The organism is Streptomyces sp. BA2 (assembly GCF_009769735.1).
Classification (GTDB): domain Bacteria; phylum Actinomycetota; class Actinomycetes; order Streptomycetales; family Streptomycetaceae; genus Streptomyces.
The window spans coordinates 5,367,124-5,381,839 of record NZ_WSRO01000002.1 but is presented as its reverse complement, the minus strand read 5'-3'; the positions used below and the strand labels follow the sequence as shown (position 1 = coordinate 5,381,839).

Sequence of the window (14,716 nt, the reverse complement as noted above, 5' to 3'; positions counted from 1 at the left end):
GCAGCCGGTCCGCTCAGCCCTGGGGCGGAGCCGGCGGGGTAGGGCCCGCGGGGCCTCCCTGCCACAGCCCGCCGTGCACTTCGTTGATGTTGAACGTCGCGCCATGGCTCTCGTACGACCCGACCACGGAGGTCGCGCCGGGCCCCGCCACCGAGATCCGGCCGAGGCCCGGTGCGGTGCCGTGGCCCTCGACGAGCGCCTGCAACTGCGCCACCGCCTCGCGCCGCCTCGCTTCGTCCAAGGACTCGAGGAGCATCTCGAAGCGCGTGCGCCACGAGGCCTCTTCGTCGATGCGGGCCCGCAGGGCGGCATCACCGCCGGGCCCCGTCAGCGCCACCGCCGTCTGGTCGAGCCGGGCCAGCTCCGCCCGCTCCCGTTCCTCGTCGCCGCGCCCGAACCAGCGGGCCACCGCCTGCCTGATCCCGGACCACGCGTCCGTGCCCGCGGCCCCCGCCACGGCGAGACCAGCCGCCGCTGCCAATGCCGTCATCGTGCTGTCGAGCATCCCCCCACCTCTCTGCAACGCCCGAAAGGCTCCCCCCATGAACGTAGCGCCGGAACGGTGTCAGAGACACAGAGTCAACAAAGCTGAGCGCTCCCGTCAGCGCCGGACTTACCCGTGAGTCACTACGGTCGTCGCCTGAATGCCCCAGCCACTGAGGACAGTTGGGAGAGCCGCATGCACGTTCGTACCAGCGCAAGAACCAGCGCAGGAACCATCGCAAGAGCCCTGGCCGTGGTGGCCGCGCTCGGCCTCTCGGTCATCACCCCGGTGACGGCACAGGCCGCACCGGCTGACGCCGCCGCCCCCGGCGACATCGTCAGCTCCGCGCCCAGCAGCTTCCACCCCCTCCCCGGCCAGCCGACCCACACCAAGGCCTGGAAGATCAACTACCGGTCGACGACGGCGAAGGGCGAGCCGAACACCGTCTCCGGCACGGTCATCGTGCCGCAGGACGGCAGGAAGGGCCCCCGCCCCCTCATCACGTACGCCGTCGGCACGATCGGCATGGGCGACCACTGCGCCCCGAGCGCCGGCTTCCCCCGGGGGACCACCCTCGAAGCCAACCTCATCCAGCAGCTCACCCTGCGCGGCTGGGCCGTGGCCGTGACGGACTACGAAGGCCTCGGCACCCCCGGCGACCACACCTACACGGTCGGCAGGGCCGAGGGCCATGCCATGCTCGACGCCGCCCGCGCCGCGATCCGCCTCCCGGATGCCGGGCTCGGCGAGGACACCCCGGTCGGCATCATGGGCTATTCGCAGGGTGGCCAGGCCTCAAGCTGGGCGGCCGAGCTGCACGGTTCGTACGCCCCCGACCTGAAGGTCAAGGGCACGGCTACCGGCGGTGTGCCCGGCGACCTGATGAAGGTGGCGGACTTCAACGACGGTTCGTACGGCTCGGGCCTGATCTTCATGGCGGCCATCGGCCAGAACGCGGCCTTCCCCGAGCTGAACCTGGAGTCCTACCTCAACCCGGCGGGCAAGAAGCTGATCGGCACGCTGCGAAACAGCTGCGTGGCGGACGGCGCGGTGCTCGGCGCCTTCAAGAAGATCTCCGACATGACGGTGAAGAACCCCCTCGACCAGCCGGACTGGCAGCAGCGCCTGCGCGATTCGACGGTCGGCACACGGGCTCCGGACGCGCCGGTCTACCAGTACCACGTCATCACCGATGAGCTGATCCCGTACGGCGTGGGCAAGCAGGTCCGCAAGGACTGGTGCGCCAAGGGCGCGAACGTGGAGTGGCACACGGTCCCGCTGGGCGAGCACGTCTCCGGAGTGATCACGCAGTCACCGCTGGCGGCGAACTGGCTGGCCGACCGCTTCGCCGGAAAACCGGCGCGGGGCAACTGCCAGTAGTCACCCGAGCCGCCCGCTGGACCACCGCGGGCGGCCGGGGGCACCCTGGAAGAAGGTGTTCCGGAGGTGATGGTCATGGTGATGAGAACAGCTGTGGGCTGGCACGTGGAGATGGAATTCGAGGAGGACGCCCACCGCACCCGTGCGGCAGCCCTCGTAAGACTCCCCGACGGGAACGAGGTGCGGGCGCACGGATACGCGAGCCGGCACCCCTCCGACTCGTCACAGCCACGGGTCGGCGAGGAGATAGCGGGGGCGCGGGCGCTGAACGAGCTGGCGATGCAGCTCCTGACGAAGGCGCACGAGGAGATCGACGAGGCCTCGGGCAGGACGTCGCACGCGCTGAGGTGAGGTGAGCTGAGGTGAGGTGAGCCGGTGACGTCGGTGCGCGGCGGGCAGGCGCCCGCCGCGCACCGACGCTCAGGCCGCCGTCCGCTCCACCGGAATCCACAGCTCCGCGTCCGCCCGCGTCCCGTCGTCCGAGAGGCGCGTCCGCAGGATCTCGGGCCCCGGCCTGCTCTGGTACGGGTTCGACGGGAACCACTGCGTGAACACGTCCCGCCACAGGTACTGGAGCGTCTGCGGGAACGGCCCCTCGCTCTCGAAGACGGCCCAGGCCCCGGCGGGGACGGTCAGCACGTCCATGTCGTCCGGCGCCTCCGCCCGGCTCACCACACCGTGCCAGTAGTCGAGTTCGGTCCCCTCGGCGCGGCTCGGGTCCAGACCGTCGCTCACCGAGACGATCCCCTGCGGCTCCTGGTCCGACAGGCTCTCGATGCGCCCCAGCGTCTCCTGTCCGATCCCCCGGATGAACTCCGCGATGGCCGGGTTCATGCCCTCGTGCACGAGCGGAACTCGCGCCTTCCTCCCGACGACACGGAACTCGTCCCTGTCCACAACCCGGTACTGCATGCTGCTGCTCCCTTCGACGATGAGGCGAAAGGACATCCGGGGCTGGGAGCGCAGCGTCGCGCCGTCCCGCCTGGCCTCGCCGGGTCCGACGCCGTGCATCCCGCGGAACGCCCGCGCGAACGCCTCGCCCGACGAGTAGCCGTAGCGGACGGCGACCTCAAGGAGCGTCCGCTCCCCGGCAAGCACCTCGGCACCCGCGACGGTCAGCCGCCTGCGCCGGATGTACTCCGACAGCGGCATCCCCGCCAGCGCGGAGAACAGCCGCCGGAAGTGGTACTCCGACGTCACCGCCGTCCGCGCCAGATCGGCCACGTCGATCCGCTGATCGAGGCGGGCCTCGATGTGCTCCATGGCCTGGTTCAACCGCTCCAGCACCCCGGACTCCTTCCCTTTCACACCCATCACGCTAGGAAGGAGCCACCCTGCCGGACCCGACATCCTGTGCCCGGTCCGGTCGGGCTCACGACCGTCGTCCGCCGGTCGTCGTCAGAGGGAGGGACGCTCTAGACCACGCACGCGAGAGGCACGTAACCCTTGATGCCCCGGTAGTTCACGTGGTGCCAGCGGTTGTCGTCCTTCCAGCCGCACAGCGAGTAGGTGCCGGCGAGGTCCACCTGGCACTTCAGGAGCTTGGCCTTCTTGCCCTTGGGCAGCAGCCCCAGAGCGGTGGAGTTGACCTTCATCGACTTGCGGATCTTCACGCTCTCGTGGGCCTTGACGTAGTTCCCGCCGGCACAGGAGATGGCCGCCGCCTTCGTGGCGGTGGTGCTCGGTGCCGAGGCCGACGCCGAGGTGGCGCCGAACGCCCCGACGACGAATACCGCCGCGGTCAGGGCGGTGGTGGCGGTGATGCCCCGTCGCTTCAGAGACTTCATGTGTTCCTCCGTTTACGCATTACGGTCAGCGGGCCGGAGGTACACGCCCATGTCCTGGAACAGCCGAAGAGCCGAACGGTCACACAGCAATCAGCCGAACAATCGGACAGCCGGACAAGGCCGACCGCCCGCGTGATGCACCCCCGTGCCACGCGGCGCGCCGAAGCGCGCTCGTGGCGATCTTGCCACTACCCCGCCCACAAGATCGACCTGCTCCACCACTCCCTCACAACCACGGTCCGCCGCCGGGGGCCCGGAGCTCGGCCCAGACCGTCTTGCCGATGCGGCGCTCCGTGACACCCCACGCCACGGCAGCCGCTTCGACCAGCCGGAGCCCCCGGCCCGACTCCGCCTCGGTGTCCGGCGGGCACAGCCGTGGGACGCGGTCGCCGCGGGCGTCCGACACTTCGATACGCAGCGTGCGCGCCGACTCCGCGTAGAGGAGCCGGAGTTCGAAGTCCCTTCCGGGTACGTGGCCGTGCGTGACGGCATTGGCAGCCAGCTCGGCGGTGATGTGCGCTGCCGCGTCGGAGAGGTCGCTGCCGTGCGGGATGCCCCAGGCTTCCAGCTGGTGAGCGGCGAGGCGGCGGGCGAGACGGGCGCCTCTGCGGGTGGGGCTGAGTCGCTGCGCGAACTGCATTTGGGGGGTGGAGATTTGGGATTCCATGTCACCGAGCGTGGTCGGTTCGCTCTAGTCTGACCATGTACGACGCCGCGACGGAGCGTAGCTGTATGAGTGCGGTTGGTTGGGCGTATGAGGTGTCGACCGTGACTGCGGGGCGGTACGGATATGGCGAGTGCGGATCGGGAAGAGCGGCCGGAACGGCCCGCCGAGGCGGACGGCACAGCGCATCTCTTCAGCGCGCTGGGCAAGCAGATCAAGGTGCTGCGTGAGCACGCGGGCCTGAGCCAACGGGATCTGGGCAAGGCGGCGCATTGCGGGGAGGCGCTGATCTCGTCCATGGAGCGAGGGGTCCGGACTCCGCAGCCGGAGTTCCTGATCAGGGCGGATGAATTGCTCGACGCCAGGGGCGTGTTGGCGGCGGCTGTGGATGACGTACGGGAGGCGCAGAAGAGGGCACGGACGCGGCACCCGGAGTGGTACCGGGGGTACGCCAGCTTGGAGGCGTTGGCCGTCCAGCTGTACGTCTACACCAACCAGTCCGTCCCAGGCCTGCTCCAGACCGAGGCGTACGCACACGCCATGTTCACCCAGTGGAAGCCCCTGCTGAGCGAGGAGACCATCGAGAAGCGGGTGGCGGACCGACTCGCTCGTCAGCAGATCTTCGACCCCTGGCCCTCACCTACGTTCAGCTTCATCCTGGACGAGAGCGTGCTGCTGAGGCCCATCGGCGGGAAGGCAGTCCACAAGGAGCAACTGCGGAAGCTCCTGCGCATCGGAAGCATGCGGACTGTCCAACTACAGGTGATGCCACTCGCTCGGGAGGAACAGCCAAGCCTGGACGGGCCGTTCACGCTTCTGACGCCCAAGAAGCAGCAGCAGGTGGCGTACATGGAGATCCATACGTACCCGCGCTTGATCACCGTTCTGGAGGAAGTCCGTGTGCTGGCCGTCCGCTATGGGATCCTGCAATCGGAGGCTCTCACGCCCCGTGACTCGCTGACCCTGATCGAGAAGATGCTGGGAGAACTATGAGCACCGAGGAACTCACCTGGTTCAAGTCCAGCCACAGCAGCGGCGGCGGAGGCGAATGCCTCGAAGTCGCTTACGCCTGGCGCAAGTCCAGCCACAGCGGCGGCGAAGGCGGCGAATGCGTAGAGGTATCCCCCCACCCCCACGCCATCCACGTACGCGACTCAAAGAACCCCAGCGGCCCCAACTTCACCGTCAGGCCCGCGGCCTGGACCGCCTTCCTGGCCCAGGCAACCCGCTCCGAGGTCTGACGCACCGCACGTCCCGCCGACAGGCAAAGGCGCGCCGCCTGTCGTAGCCCCGTCATGCCCAGCTACAGTTCCTTGCCCCCACGGCACCACCAACTCCCCCCACGACTGCATCCCGAACTCCCGTACGTCCGTACGTGGTTCCACCGGAAAGGGAACGCCAGCCGTGTCCAAACGCCGCCCTCTCAGACCCGCAGCCGTCGCCTCCGCGGCAGCCGTCGTCATCCTCGCCCTCGGATTAACCGGAACCGCGCACGCGACCGCGCCCGCCTCGGCCGCCAGTTCCGTCAAGGCCGTCGGCGACGATCCGGACCAGCCCGAGAACCCCCTGTACGACGCCCCCGAGGGTTTCTACGTCACGTCCGGGCGCGAGTCCGTCTCCCTGTCCTGGAGTTCGCTCTCCGCGGCCACCGGCTACGAGGTCTACCGGGCCGAGGCGGAGGGCACTGAACCGGACGAGGTCGGGCCCTACGAACTGCTCGACACCGTCTCCGCAAGCTCGTACAGCGACACCGCGGGCGACGCCGACGTCTCGTACGCCTACAAGATCCGCGCCCTGGACGACGCGGGCCACTTCTCGCCCTACACCGAACCCCTCCGCGGCACCCGGGACACCGTCTCCCCCTTCTCGCCGCGCGACCTCACCGTTGCCCGCGAGGACGAGCGCGGAGTGACGCTGACCTGGCGCACCGGTGACTCGGACTCGGTGAAGTACGTCCTGTACCGCGCCGAGTCCCCCAACGCCCGGCGCACGAAGGTCGGTTCGATCACGTCGCTGACCTTCCGTGACACGAAGGGCGAGGCGGGCCGCACGTACCTGTACGAGGTGCGGGGCGTCGACGCAGTCGGGAACGAGTCCGAGGCGTCGAACGCCGTGAACGGCACCAAGACCGTCGGCTCAAGCACCGCTCCCAAGGCGCCCACCCTGGGCAACGCCCAGCTCGTGGGCAAGCGGCTCACGCTGTCGTGGACGCAGAGCCCGTACGTGCCGGTCTCCTCCTACACCGTCTACCGCTCCAAGACCTCGCCGGTGGACATCACCGACCCGGCCAACCGCGTGGCCACCACGACGAGTACCGAGTACTCCGCGACGGTGGGCGAGGACGAGGGCGAGCGGGACTACTACTACGCCGTCGTCGCCACGTCCTCGTACTCCGTCTCCTCGCCCGCCTCCGCGTCGGTCAAGCCGACGTACTCGGAGCCGCGTCCGCCGGGCGCCACGCAGGTCTACGAGATCACGCCGGGCGCGGGCAGCGTGCGGCTCAACTGGTACGGGGTCCCGTCCGGCGGCGACGAGGCGCCGGTTACCGGCTACCGCGTCTACCGCTCCACGAGTCCCGGCATCACCAAGGACAACGCCGAGTTCACCCACTCCACAAGCAGCACGGAGTACTTGGACCGCGAGCTGACCGGCGGCACGAAGTACTACTACGCCGTCGCCACCGTCAACGCGGACGGCCTGGAGTCCGCACTCTCCCCCGAGGTGTCGGCCACGCCGACCGGCTGACGTAGGCCGGGGCCGGGTGGTTCGCCGCCTCCCGGCCCCGGAGCGGCCCGCCCTAGCCCCGAGGCTCCCCGTACCACCGCCAGGACGTACGCCGCGCCTCCCCCGGCAGCTCGCCCCGCCCCGTCGCCCACAACAGCGTCGGCCAGGGCTCCTCGCCGGAGGGGACGTCGGGGAACAGGCGGTGGAGGACCCGGGCGCACACGTCGGCGGGCGGCGCCCACTCAAGGCCAAGGCCCTCGGCGAGGTCGTACGCGTGGACGAGGGCCTCCACTGCCCCCATCGCGGCGAATCCCTCCGGGTCGGATATCCCGTAGCCGTGATAGGAGCGGGCCTCCGGGGGCGCGGTTCGCACCATGGCGATCAGCAGTGCCCCGCTCGCCTCAAGGACCTGAAGCAGCCCGGCTGGGCCCGCGGCCCGGTCCGCGTGAATGGCGTTGGCGGGCCCTCCGGGCCTGCGGGACTCCCAGATGAAGGGCACCTCGCCCTCCAAGGGCAGCTGTCGCGGGCCGAGTTGAGCGGCGTACGCGAAGAGGTCGTCGGCGAGGTGCTCCACGGTCTCCCAGCAGTCCCACTCCAGCGACCCCGCCTTGCCGTCCCAGGCGGCCGGGGGCGCCTCACGGAGGGTAGCGAGGGCGAGCTGGACGACCCGGTCGAGGTCATCGGGGGTTACGGGACCGGGAGTGGCGGCATCTTGTTCGGCTTGTCGGCGCATGCGGGAACGGTAACCGCAGGGCGGCCTCCGGCACCGGCGGGCGCTAGTCCTCCTCGTCCGCCCCGCAGGAACTCCCGTTCCTCGGCATCTCCCCGTACAGCAGGAACCCGTCCACCTTCTCCCGCACGCACTTCGACCCGGCGTAACCGGTGTGCCCGTCGCCCTTGTTGTCCAGGACGACCGCCGCCGAGCCGAGCCGCTTCGCGGTCTCCTCGGTCCAGCGGTACGGCGTGGCCGGGTCGCCCCGGGTGCCGACGAGGAGGAAGTCGGGGCTCTTCACGTCGCGTACGTCATCGCGGATGTAGTCCGTACCGGCGGGCCGCCCGTAGCAGAAGAGGACCGGCATCAGCATCGACTGCCCGAAGATCGCTGACGTCGACTCGAACTCCGCCTGGAGCTTGCCGACCTCCTTCTCCAGGCTCTTCGCGTCGGGCCGGTCCGGGTCGTCGGCGCAGTTCACGGCCATCAGCGCGGCGGCCATGTTGTCGGCGGGAACGTCCTCCGGCGCCCGCCCGCGCACCCCCGCGAGTCCGCTGCCGGGGTTCTGGTGGGCCAAGGACCCGCTCATCCGCAGCAGAGCCCTGGGGTCACCGTCCGCGAGCAGCGCGCCGAGTGCCTGCGAGAGCGCGGGCCACGACTGCCTGCTGTAGAGCGCCTGGCCGAGTACGTCCACGACGTCCTGGCCGGTGAACTCCGCGCCGTCCGACGACTGGAGCGGGTACCTGTCGAGCCCCTTGATCACTTCGGCCATGTTGTCGCGTGCCGCACGGGAGTCCGTGCCGAGCACACAACCGGCGTTGTCCGTGCACCAGTTGATGAAGTTGTCGAGGGCGGTCTGCCGTCCCTCCGCGCTCACCAGGGCCTGCTCCGCGACGTCCTCGGTCAGCGTGTCCACACCGTCGAGGACCATGCGCCCGACGTTCTTCGGGAACTGGGCGGCGTAGACGGCGCCGAGCCGCGTCCCGTACGAGAAGCCCAGGTAGTTGAGTTTCTTGTCGCCGAGCACCTGGCGCATGACGTCCAGGTCGCGCGAGACGTTGACGGTCCCGACGTACGGAAGGACGGGCCCGGACTTCTTCTTGCACGCTTCGGCGATCTTGCGCATCTCGTCCAGTACGGCACCGGGGTCATCGGAGTCCCCCTCCATCTGCGGCTCCTCGGCACCCGCGTCCCCGCAGCTGACGGGCGAACTCTCGCCCACACCACGGGGGTCGAAGGAGACCACGTCGTACCCCTTGCCGAGATACTCGAACTCCTTCTGCGAGCTGAGCAGACCGGAGACTCCGGCGCCGCCGGGCCCACCGAAGTTCAGCAGGAGCGAGCCACGGGGCTTGCCGCTGGACTTGATGCGGATCATGGCCAGCTTGACCGTGCCGCGCCCGGGTTTCGCGTAGTCGAGGGGGACGGTGATCTTGCCGCACTGGATGCTCTTGTCCTTGGGGACGGCGGTGGCGTCGGTCTCGGACATGAGACCCGCCCCGTCTCCCTCGCAGGCGCCCCATTTGATCTTCTGCGTGTAGTAGCGGGAGAGGTTGGGCGAAGGGGTGGGCGAAGGGGCGTCGGCCGCGCTCTCGGCCGCGTCGCTCTGGGGCGCCTCGCTCTCGGGCGCCTCGCTCTCGGTCGGCAGCCCGGCGTCCGTGCCAGGCAGCCCGGCTTCCGTGCCCGGCAGCCAGGCCCCTGTCCCCATGACGGCCAGCGCTGTCACGCCGGCGAGTGCAACAGCTCCACGCACGGCAACCTCCCTGGGTCTGCCCCTCGATCACCCTAAGCGCGGGGCAGCGGCCCCGCCCGTTCAGGTGACAGTGAGTGACATTCGCTACCGCGCGTGGCCACTACCGTCCGTGGCCGTAGAGCCCCTCGATCTCCTCCGCGAAGTCCCGCTCGATGGCGTCCCGCTTCAGCTTCAGGGACGGGGTCAGATGGCCGCTCGCCTCCGTGAAGTCCACGGGAAGCACGGCGAACCGCCGGATGGACTCGGCCCGCGAGACGAGCTTGTTGGCCTCGTCGACGGCACGCTGCAAGGTCTCGCGCAGATCGGCGTCATCCACCAGAGCGGCCAGGCCCGTGTGCTCCGTGAGCACCTTCTTCTTCATGCGGCACCAGTGAGCGATGCCGTCCGCCTCAAGGGTGAGCAGGGCGGTGATGTAGGGCCGGTCGTCGCCGACGACCATGCACTGGCCGACCAGCGGGTGGGCGCGCAGCCAGTCCTCCAGCGGGGCGGGCGCCACGTTCTTGCCGCCGGTGGTGATGAGGATGTCCTTCTTGCGCCCGGTGATGGAGAGGTATCCGTCGGCGTCGAGGGCGCCGATGTCCCCGGTCGCGAACCACTCACCCTTCGCGGGCACCGCACGCCCGGCCTGCCCGTCCCAGTACCCGCCGAAGACCTGCCCTCCGGCGAGCAGCACCTCACCGTCGTCCGCGATCCGCACGCGCGTGCCCGGCAGCGGCCACCCCACCGTCCCGAGCTTCGGCTTCAGCGGCGGGGTCACGGTCGCGGCGGCGGTGGTCTCGGTCAGCCCGTACCCCTCGAAGATCTCGATGCCCGCCCCCGCGTAGAACGCGGCGAGCCGGCGCCCCAGCGGTGAGCCGCCGCAGATCGCGTACCGCACCTTGCCGCCGAGGGCAGCGCGGATCCGCCGGTAGACGAGCGGGTCGTACAGCGCGCGGGCCAGCCGCAGCCCGAAGGCCGGCCCGGGGCCCGTGCCGTGCTGCTCCGCCTCGACCGCCTCGCCGTAGCGGACGGCGATGCGGGCGGCGCGGTCGAAGGAGGAGGCGCGGCCCATCTTCTCGGCGGTAGCACGCCCGGTATTGAAGACCTTCTCGAGCACATACGGGATGGCGAGCAGGAAGGTGGGCTTGAACCCGCCCAGATCGCCCAGCAGATCCTCGGTCTGAATGCTGGGCGCGTGCCCGAGCCGCACCCGCGCGCGCAGACAGCCGACGGCGACCATGCGCCCGAAGACATGGGAGAGCGGCAGGAAGAGCAGCGTGGAGGCGGGCTCCTTGCTGACGGACTTGAAGACGGGGTGGAGCAGCTCGATGGCGTTGTCGACTTCGGCGAAGAAGTTGCCGTGGGTCAGGACGCAGCCCTTGGGGCGCCCGGTGGTCCCGGAGGTGTAGATGAGCGTGGCCACGGAGTCGGGCCCCAACTCGGCCCGCCTGCCCTCCACTTCGACATCGGAGATCCCCGCCTTCCGCCCCAGCTCGGCGAGCCGCCGCACGTCCCCCTTCTCGAAGGTCCACAGATGCGCCAGGTCGGGCATCCGGTCGCGCTCGGGCCCGAGCGAGGCGGCGAGCGCCGAGGTCTCGACGGCGAGGGCGACGGCGCCGGAGTCCTGGAGTATCCACCGGGTCTGATAGGCGGAGGAGGTCGGATAGACGGGCACGGTGACGAGCCCCGCCGCCCAGCCTGCGAAGTCGAGCAGCGTCCACTCGTACGTCGTACGCGCCATGATGGCGAGCCGGTCGCCCGGGGCGAGCCCTTCGGCGATCAACCCCTTGGCGACGGCGAGGACTTCACCGGCGAACTCGGCGGCCGTGACATCCCGCCACCGCCCGCCCTCGCCCTTGCGGGAGAGCACGGCTTCGGTGGGGGCTTCACGGGCGTTGTCGAAGGGGATGTCGGCGAGGGACCCACTGCTGACGACGGAGGCGAACGGCGGCACGGAGACTTCGCGTACGACGCCGTCGAGGTGGCGCAGGTGGGGTTCTACGAGAGCGGGCTGGGGGGTGATGGGGGGCATGGGCGGGACTCCTTGTAGGAGGGGGGTGGATTTTCCAGCCCGTCGTGGGGGCCCCCTGCTCCTTAAGAGCTTGGGGGAGTTTGAGGACGAACTCGGAGAGGCCGGTGATGACGGTGCGCAAGGCCCCGGCGCAGCCGGTTTCGGGAAGGGGCGGGCTTGGGGAAAGAACCCGCCCCACCCACGCGGGCGACTACCGCTCCAGAATCGCCGTCACCCCCTGCCCACCCGCGGCACAGATCGAGATCAGCCCACGCCCAGGAGCCCCCCGCTCGGCCAGCAGCTTCGCCAACGTGGCAACGATCCGCGCACCGGTAGCGGCGAACGGATGCCCCGTGGCGAGCGAGGACCCGGCGACGTTGAGCCGCTCCCGGTCCACGACGCCGAGCCCCCGCTTCTCCCAGGCGGCCAACGTGGCAAGCACCTGCGAGGCGAACGCCTCGTGGATCTCGACGAAGTCGAAGTCCGCGAGCCCGAGCCCCACCCGCTCCAGCATCCGCGGCACGGCGTAAGCGGGCGCCATCAGCAGCCCGTCCTCGCCACCGGCGACGTCACCGCCGACGAAGTCGACGGCGGCGGTCTCGTACGCGGTCAGATAGGCAAGGGGTTCGAGCCCACGAGCCCCCGCCCACTCCTCGCTCGCGAGCAGGGCGACGGCGGCCCCGTCGGTCAGGGGGGTCGAATTCCCGGCGGTCATGGTGGGGTTGGGGACCTTCGCAGGACCCTTCGCAGGCCCCTTCACCCCGAAGACGGGCGTCAGCTTCCCCAGCTTCTCGACGCTCGACCCGGGCCGCAGATTCTGATCCCGCTCAAGCCCCCGGAAGGGCACGACAAGACCGTCGAGGAACCCCCTGTCGTACGCGGCGGCAAGCCGCTGGTGGCTGGCGGCGGCCAGTTCGTCCTGCGCCTCGCGCGTGACGCCCCACGCCTGGGCGGTCACGGCGGCGTGCTCGCCCATCGAAAGCCCGGTGCGGGGCTCGGCGTTGCGCGGGATGTCGGGCACGAGGTGCGAGGGCCGCACGCGGGCGAGGGCCTTGACCCGCTCCCCCGCCGACTTGGCGCGGCGGGCGGACAGGAGGATCTTCCGCAGGGAGTCGTTGACGCCGAGCGGGGCGTCACTGGCGGTGTCCGCTCCGCCCGCCACGGCGGACTCCGTCTGCCCCAGCGTGATCTTGTTGGCGGCGGCGATGACGGCTTGAAGGCCGGTGCCGCAGGCCTGCTGGATGTCGTACGCGGGTGTGGTCGCCGCGAGGCGCGAGCCGAGGACGGTCTCGCGGGCGAGGTTGAAGTCGCGGCTGTGCTTGAGGACGGCGCCCGCGACGAACTCCCCTACGGCGCCCTCCCCCTCAAGCCCGTATCGCTCGACGAGCCCGTCGAGGGCGGCGGTCAGCATCTCCTGGTTGGACGCGGTCGCGTACGGGCCGTCGGAGCGCGCGAAGGGGATGCGGCTGCCGCCGATGACCGCCACGCGGCGGGTGGTGGGCAGTTTCATGTCTCGACCAGCTCCTGACCCTTGAGTAACCTTACTCTGAAGTAAATTTACGACCGAGCTGGGAGTTGGACAATGGCCGACCGCTATCTGAACTTCACGGGCACCGCACCCGGCCGCTTCCTCACTCGAAGGCTCGGCCTGCCCCAGCCGTCGGCACTGCGCCGCTGGACGCCGGAACGCCCTTATCTGGAGGGTGAGTTGCTCCACCTGACGGCGGGCGAGGGGCTCTCAGCCCTGCCGGACCTCTCCTCGGTCCTGGCGCGGACGCACCTCAAACTCGTGCCCGACTCATCCCGCCCGACGGCGGTGGTACTGGACGCAACGGGCATTAGCGACACCCCCGACCTCGCCCTCGCGCACGCGGCGCTGCACCCCGTGGTGCGCTCGGTGGCGGAGAACGGCCGCGTGGTGGTCCTCGGCGCCCCGGTCTCGCCGTCGGACCACCACCAGGCGGCGGCGCAACAGGCGTTGGAGGGTTTCGTACGCTCCCTGGGCAAGGAGCTGGGCAGGGGCCGCACGGCGACGCTGGTCCGCATGCGCTCGGCGGCGGCCGCGGAGTCGACACTGCGTTTCCTGCTGTCGCCGAGGTCGGCGTATGTCAGCGGCCAGGTGATCGAGGTGGGGGAAGCGGAGCGGTCTCCTTGCGACTGGGACCGCCCCCTGGCCGGCCGTACGGCACTGGTGACCGGGGCGGCGCGGGGGATCGGCGAGGCGGTGGCGGAGGTGCTGGCGCGGGACGGTGCTCATGTGGTCGTACTCGATGTGCCGTCCGTGCAGGCGGATTTGGTACGGGTGGCGGATCGGCTCGGGGGTACGGCGCTGCCGCTGGACATCACGGCGGACGACGCCGGGGAGCGCATGGCTTCGGCGCTCGCGCCGGGCGGTCTGGACATCCTCGTCCACAACGCGGGGATCACGCGGGACCGCAAGCTGGCCAACATGCCTGCGGACCGCTGGAATCCGGTCCTGGCCGTGAACCTGACGAGTGTGCTGCGTACGACGGACGCGTTGCTCAAGTCCGGGACGTTGAACCGGGGCGGGAGTGTCGTGGCCACGGCGTCGATCGCCGGGATCGCGGGAAATGCGGGCCAGACGAACTACGCCGCGAGCAAGGCGGGGATCATCGGTTTCGTTCGCTCGCTCGCGCCGGGGGCTCTGGCCGAGTACGGGGTGACGGTGAACGCGGTGGCCCCGGGCTTCATCGAGACGAAGATGACGGCGGCGGTTCCTCTCTTCATCCGCGAGGCGGGCCGCAGGATGAATTCCCTTGGGCAGGGGGGCCTGCCGGTGGATGTCGCCGAGACCACGGCCTGGCTCGCCTCCCCGGCGTCAGCCGGGGTCAACGGGCAGGTGCTGCGGGTCTGCGGCCAAAGCCTTCTCGGGGCGTAGCCCTCGCATGGACCGGCCCCTACTGGCCCCGCAGCGTTCCCTGCCCGAACAGGCCTCCCCCACCCACCCGCCCGTCACCCCGCAGCCGCCCCTGCACGAACAAGCTTTCCCACCCACCCACCCACCCGATTGCCCCGCGGTGCCGGGGGGCTGCATTCCGGGCGGGGGGGGCGGGATGTCGGCCAGCGGGGGCGGCTGGGGCAGCGACGCGCCCCACCCGTGGGAGCCCGACCCCCACGCACCCGCAGGCGGCAGTGAGACGCGAGGGGACGTGCCGGTATGTCTGCCCGGAGCACGGCTCCCGAAGACTCCGGAGCCGAAGC

At 70.4% G+C, this 14,716-nt stretch carries 14 protein-coding genes; 6 read left to right on the top strand and 8 right to left on the bottom strand.

Annotation, left to right across the window (positions count from 1 at the left end):
- Positions 1 to 13 precede the first annotated feature (13 nt).
- Positions 14 to 505, bottom strand: coding sequence for a hypothetical protein (locus tag E5671_RS27070; RefSeq protein ID WP_160506518.1), 492 nt, complete (start codon positions 503 to 505; stop codon positions 14 to 16).
- A 174-nt stretch (positions 506 to 679) separates the two neighbouring features.
- Between E5671_RS27070 and E5671_RS27065 the strand changes: the two genes are divergently transcribed.
- Together E5671_RS27065 and E5671_RS27060 are read left to right on the top strand one after the other, a co-directional pair.
- Complete coding sequence (locus E5671_RS27065; RefSeq protein WP_160506517.1) at positions 680 to 1,864, top strand: lipase family protein; 1,185 nt, start codon at positions 680 to 682, stop codon at positions 1,862 to 1,864.
- 69 nt (positions 1,865 to 1,933) lie between these two features.
- The gene (locus E5671_RS27060) at positions 1,934 to 2,215 is read left to right on the top strand and encodes a DUF1876 domain-containing protein (RefSeq protein ID WP_160510440.1); all 282 of its coding nucleotides are present in this window, start codon (positions 1,934 to 1,936) and stop codon (positions 2,213 to 2,215) included.
- A gap of 69 nt (positions 2,216 to 2,284) precedes the next feature.
- Here the strand turns inward: E5671_RS27060 and E5671_RS27055 are convergent, their stop codons facing one another.
- The 3 genes from E5671_RS27055 to E5671_RS27045 all read right to left on the bottom strand — a co-directional run bounded on the left by E5671_RS27055 (position 2,285) and on the right by E5671_RS27045 (position 4,318).
- Positions 2,285 to 3,151 carry a GyrI-like domain-containing protein gene (locus E5671_RS27055; RefSeq protein ID WP_160510439.1) on the bottom strand — a complete coding sequence of 289 codons (867 nt, stop codon included), beginning with the start codon at positions 3,149 to 3,151 and terminating at the stop codon, positions 2,285 to 2,287.
- Positions 3,152 to 3,279: 128 nt separating this feature from the next.
- Entirely contained in the window at positions 3,280 to 3,651 is a 372-nt protein-coding gene (locus E5671_RS27050) for a hypothetical protein (RefSeq protein WP_160506516.1), read from the bottom strand.
- Positions 3,652 to 3,877: 226 nt separating this feature from the next.
- Positions 3,878 to 4,318 (bottom strand): ATP-binding protein, encoded by a 441-nt coding sequence (locus E5671_RS27045; RefSeq protein ID WP_160506515.1) that lies wholly within the window; start codon positions 4,316 to 4,318, stop codon positions 3,878 to 3,880.
- A 123-nt stretch (positions 4,319 to 4,441) separates the two neighbouring features.
- On the opposite strand from E5671_RS27045, the gene E5671_RS27040 reads away from it, so the two are divergent.
- The 3 genes from E5671_RS27040 to E5671_RS27030 all read left to right on the top strand — a co-directional run bounded on the left by E5671_RS27040 (position 4,442) and on the right by E5671_RS27030 (position 7,060).
- Complete coding sequence (locus E5671_RS27040) at positions 4,442 to 5,308, top strand: helix-turn-helix domain-containing protein (protein ID WP_160506514.1); 867 nt, start codon at positions 4,442 to 4,444, stop codon at positions 5,306 to 5,308.
- Positions 5,305 to 5,556 (top strand): DUF397 domain-containing protein, encoded by a 252-nt coding sequence (locus tag E5671_RS27035; protein ID WP_160506513.1) that lies wholly within the window; start codon positions 5,305 to 5,307, stop codon positions 5,554 to 5,556. Before E5671_RS27040 ends, E5671_RS27035 begins: the two co-directional genes overlap by 4 nt.
- A gap of 163 nt (positions 5,557 to 5,719) precedes the next feature.
- A complete protein-coding gene (locus tag E5671_RS27030; RefSeq protein WP_160506512.1) occupies positions 5,720 to 7,060 on the top strand; it encodes a hypothetical protein in 1,341 nt (446 codons plus the stop codon).
- 52 nt (positions 7,061 to 7,112) lie between these two features.
- Here E5671_RS27030 and E5671_RS27025 read toward each other — a convergent pair whose 3' ends face one another.
- The 4 genes from E5671_RS27025 to E5671_RS27010 all read right to left on the bottom strand — a co-directional run bounded on the left by E5671_RS27025 (position 7,113) and on the right by E5671_RS27010 (position 13,004).
- A complete protein-coding gene (locus E5671_RS27025) occupies positions 7,113 to 7,772 on the bottom strand; it encodes a maleylpyruvate isomerase N-terminal domain-containing protein (RefSeq protein WP_160506511.1) in 660 nt (219 codons plus the stop codon).
- A 43-nt stretch (positions 7,773 to 7,815) separates the two neighbouring features.
- The gene (locus E5671_RS27020; protein ID WP_160510438.1) at positions 7,816 to 9,459 is read right to left on the bottom strand and encodes an alpha/beta hydrolase; all 1,644 of its coding nucleotides are present in this window, start codon (positions 9,457 to 9,459) and stop codon (positions 7,816 to 7,818) included.
- A gap of 145 nt (positions 9,460 to 9,604) precedes the next feature.
- Positions 9,605 to 11,515, bottom strand: a complete 1,911-nt coding sequence (locus E5671_RS27015) for an AMP-dependent synthetase/ligase (RefSeq protein WP_160506510.1) — start codon at positions 11,513 to 11,515, stop codon at positions 9,605 to 9,607.
- A 190-nt stretch (positions 11,516 to 11,705) separates the two neighbouring features.
- Entirely contained in the window at positions 11,706 to 13,004 is a 1,299-nt protein-coding gene (locus E5671_RS27010) for an acetyl-CoA C-acetyltransferase (RefSeq protein WP_160506509.1), read from the bottom strand.
- Positions 13,005 to 13,076: 72 nt separating this feature from the next.
- Between E5671_RS27010 and E5671_RS27005 the strand changes: the two genes are divergently transcribed.
- On the top strand, positions 13,077 to 14,393 hold the full coding sequence (locus tag E5671_RS27005; protein WP_160506508.1) for a 3-oxoacyl-ACP reductase: 1,317 nt from the start codon (positions 13,077 to 13,079) through the stop codon (positions 14,391 to 14,393).
- Positions 14,394 to 14,716: the final 323 nt, after the last annotated feature.

What these genes read in the sequence shown, in the direction of transcription:
- E5671_RS27070 (WP_160506518.1), bottom strand. Translation starts at nt 505, where the DNA reads ATGCTCGACAGCACGATGACGGCATTGGCAGCGGCGGCTGGTCTCGCC.
- E5671_RS27065 (WP_160506517.1), top strand. Translation starts at nt 680, where the DNA reads ATGCACGTTCGTACCAGCGCAAGAACCAGCGCAGGAACCATCGCAAGA.
- E5671_RS27060 (WP_160510440.1), top strand. Translation starts at nt 1,934, where the DNA reads ATGGTCATGGTGATGAGAACAGCTGTGGGCTGGCACGTGGAGATGGAA.
- E5671_RS27050 (WP_160506516.1), bottom strand. Translation starts at nt 3,651, where the DNA reads ATGAAGTCTCTGAAGCGACGGGGCATCACCGCCACCACCGCCCTGACC.
- E5671_RS27045 (WP_160506515.1), bottom strand. Translation starts at nt 4,318, where the DNA reads ATGGAATCCCAAATCTCCACCCCCCAAATGCAGTTCGCGCAGCGACTC.
- E5671_RS27040 (WP_160506514.1), top strand. Translation starts at nt 4,442, where the DNA reads ATGGCGAGTGCGGATCGGGAAGAGCGGCCGGAACGGCCCGCCGAGGCG.
- E5671_RS27035 (WP_160506513.1), top strand. Translation starts at nt 5,305, where the DNA reads ATGAGCACCGAGGAACTCACCTGGTTCAAGTCCAGCCACAGCAGCGGC.
- E5671_RS27025 (WP_160506511.1), bottom strand. Translation starts at nt 7,772, where the DNA reads ATGCGCCGACAAGCCGAACAAGATGCCGCCACTCCCGGTCCCGTAACC.
- E5671_RS27020 (WP_160510438.1), bottom strand. Translation starts at nt 9,459, where the DNA reads ATGGGGACAGGGGCCTGGCTGCCGGGCACGGAAGCCGGGCTGCCTGGC.
- E5671_RS27015 (WP_160506510.1), bottom strand. Translation starts at nt 11,515, where the DNA reads ATGCCCCCCATCACCCCCCAGCCCGCTCTCGTAGAACCCCACCTGCGC.
- E5671_RS27010 (WP_160506509.1), bottom strand. Translation starts at nt 13,004, where the DNA reads ATGAAACTGCCCACCACCCGCCGCGTGGCGGTCATCGGCGGCAGCCGC.
- E5671_RS27005 (WP_160506508.1), top strand. Translation starts at nt 13,077, where the DNA reads ATGGCCGACCGCTATCTGAACTTCACGGGCACCGCACCCGGCCGCTTC.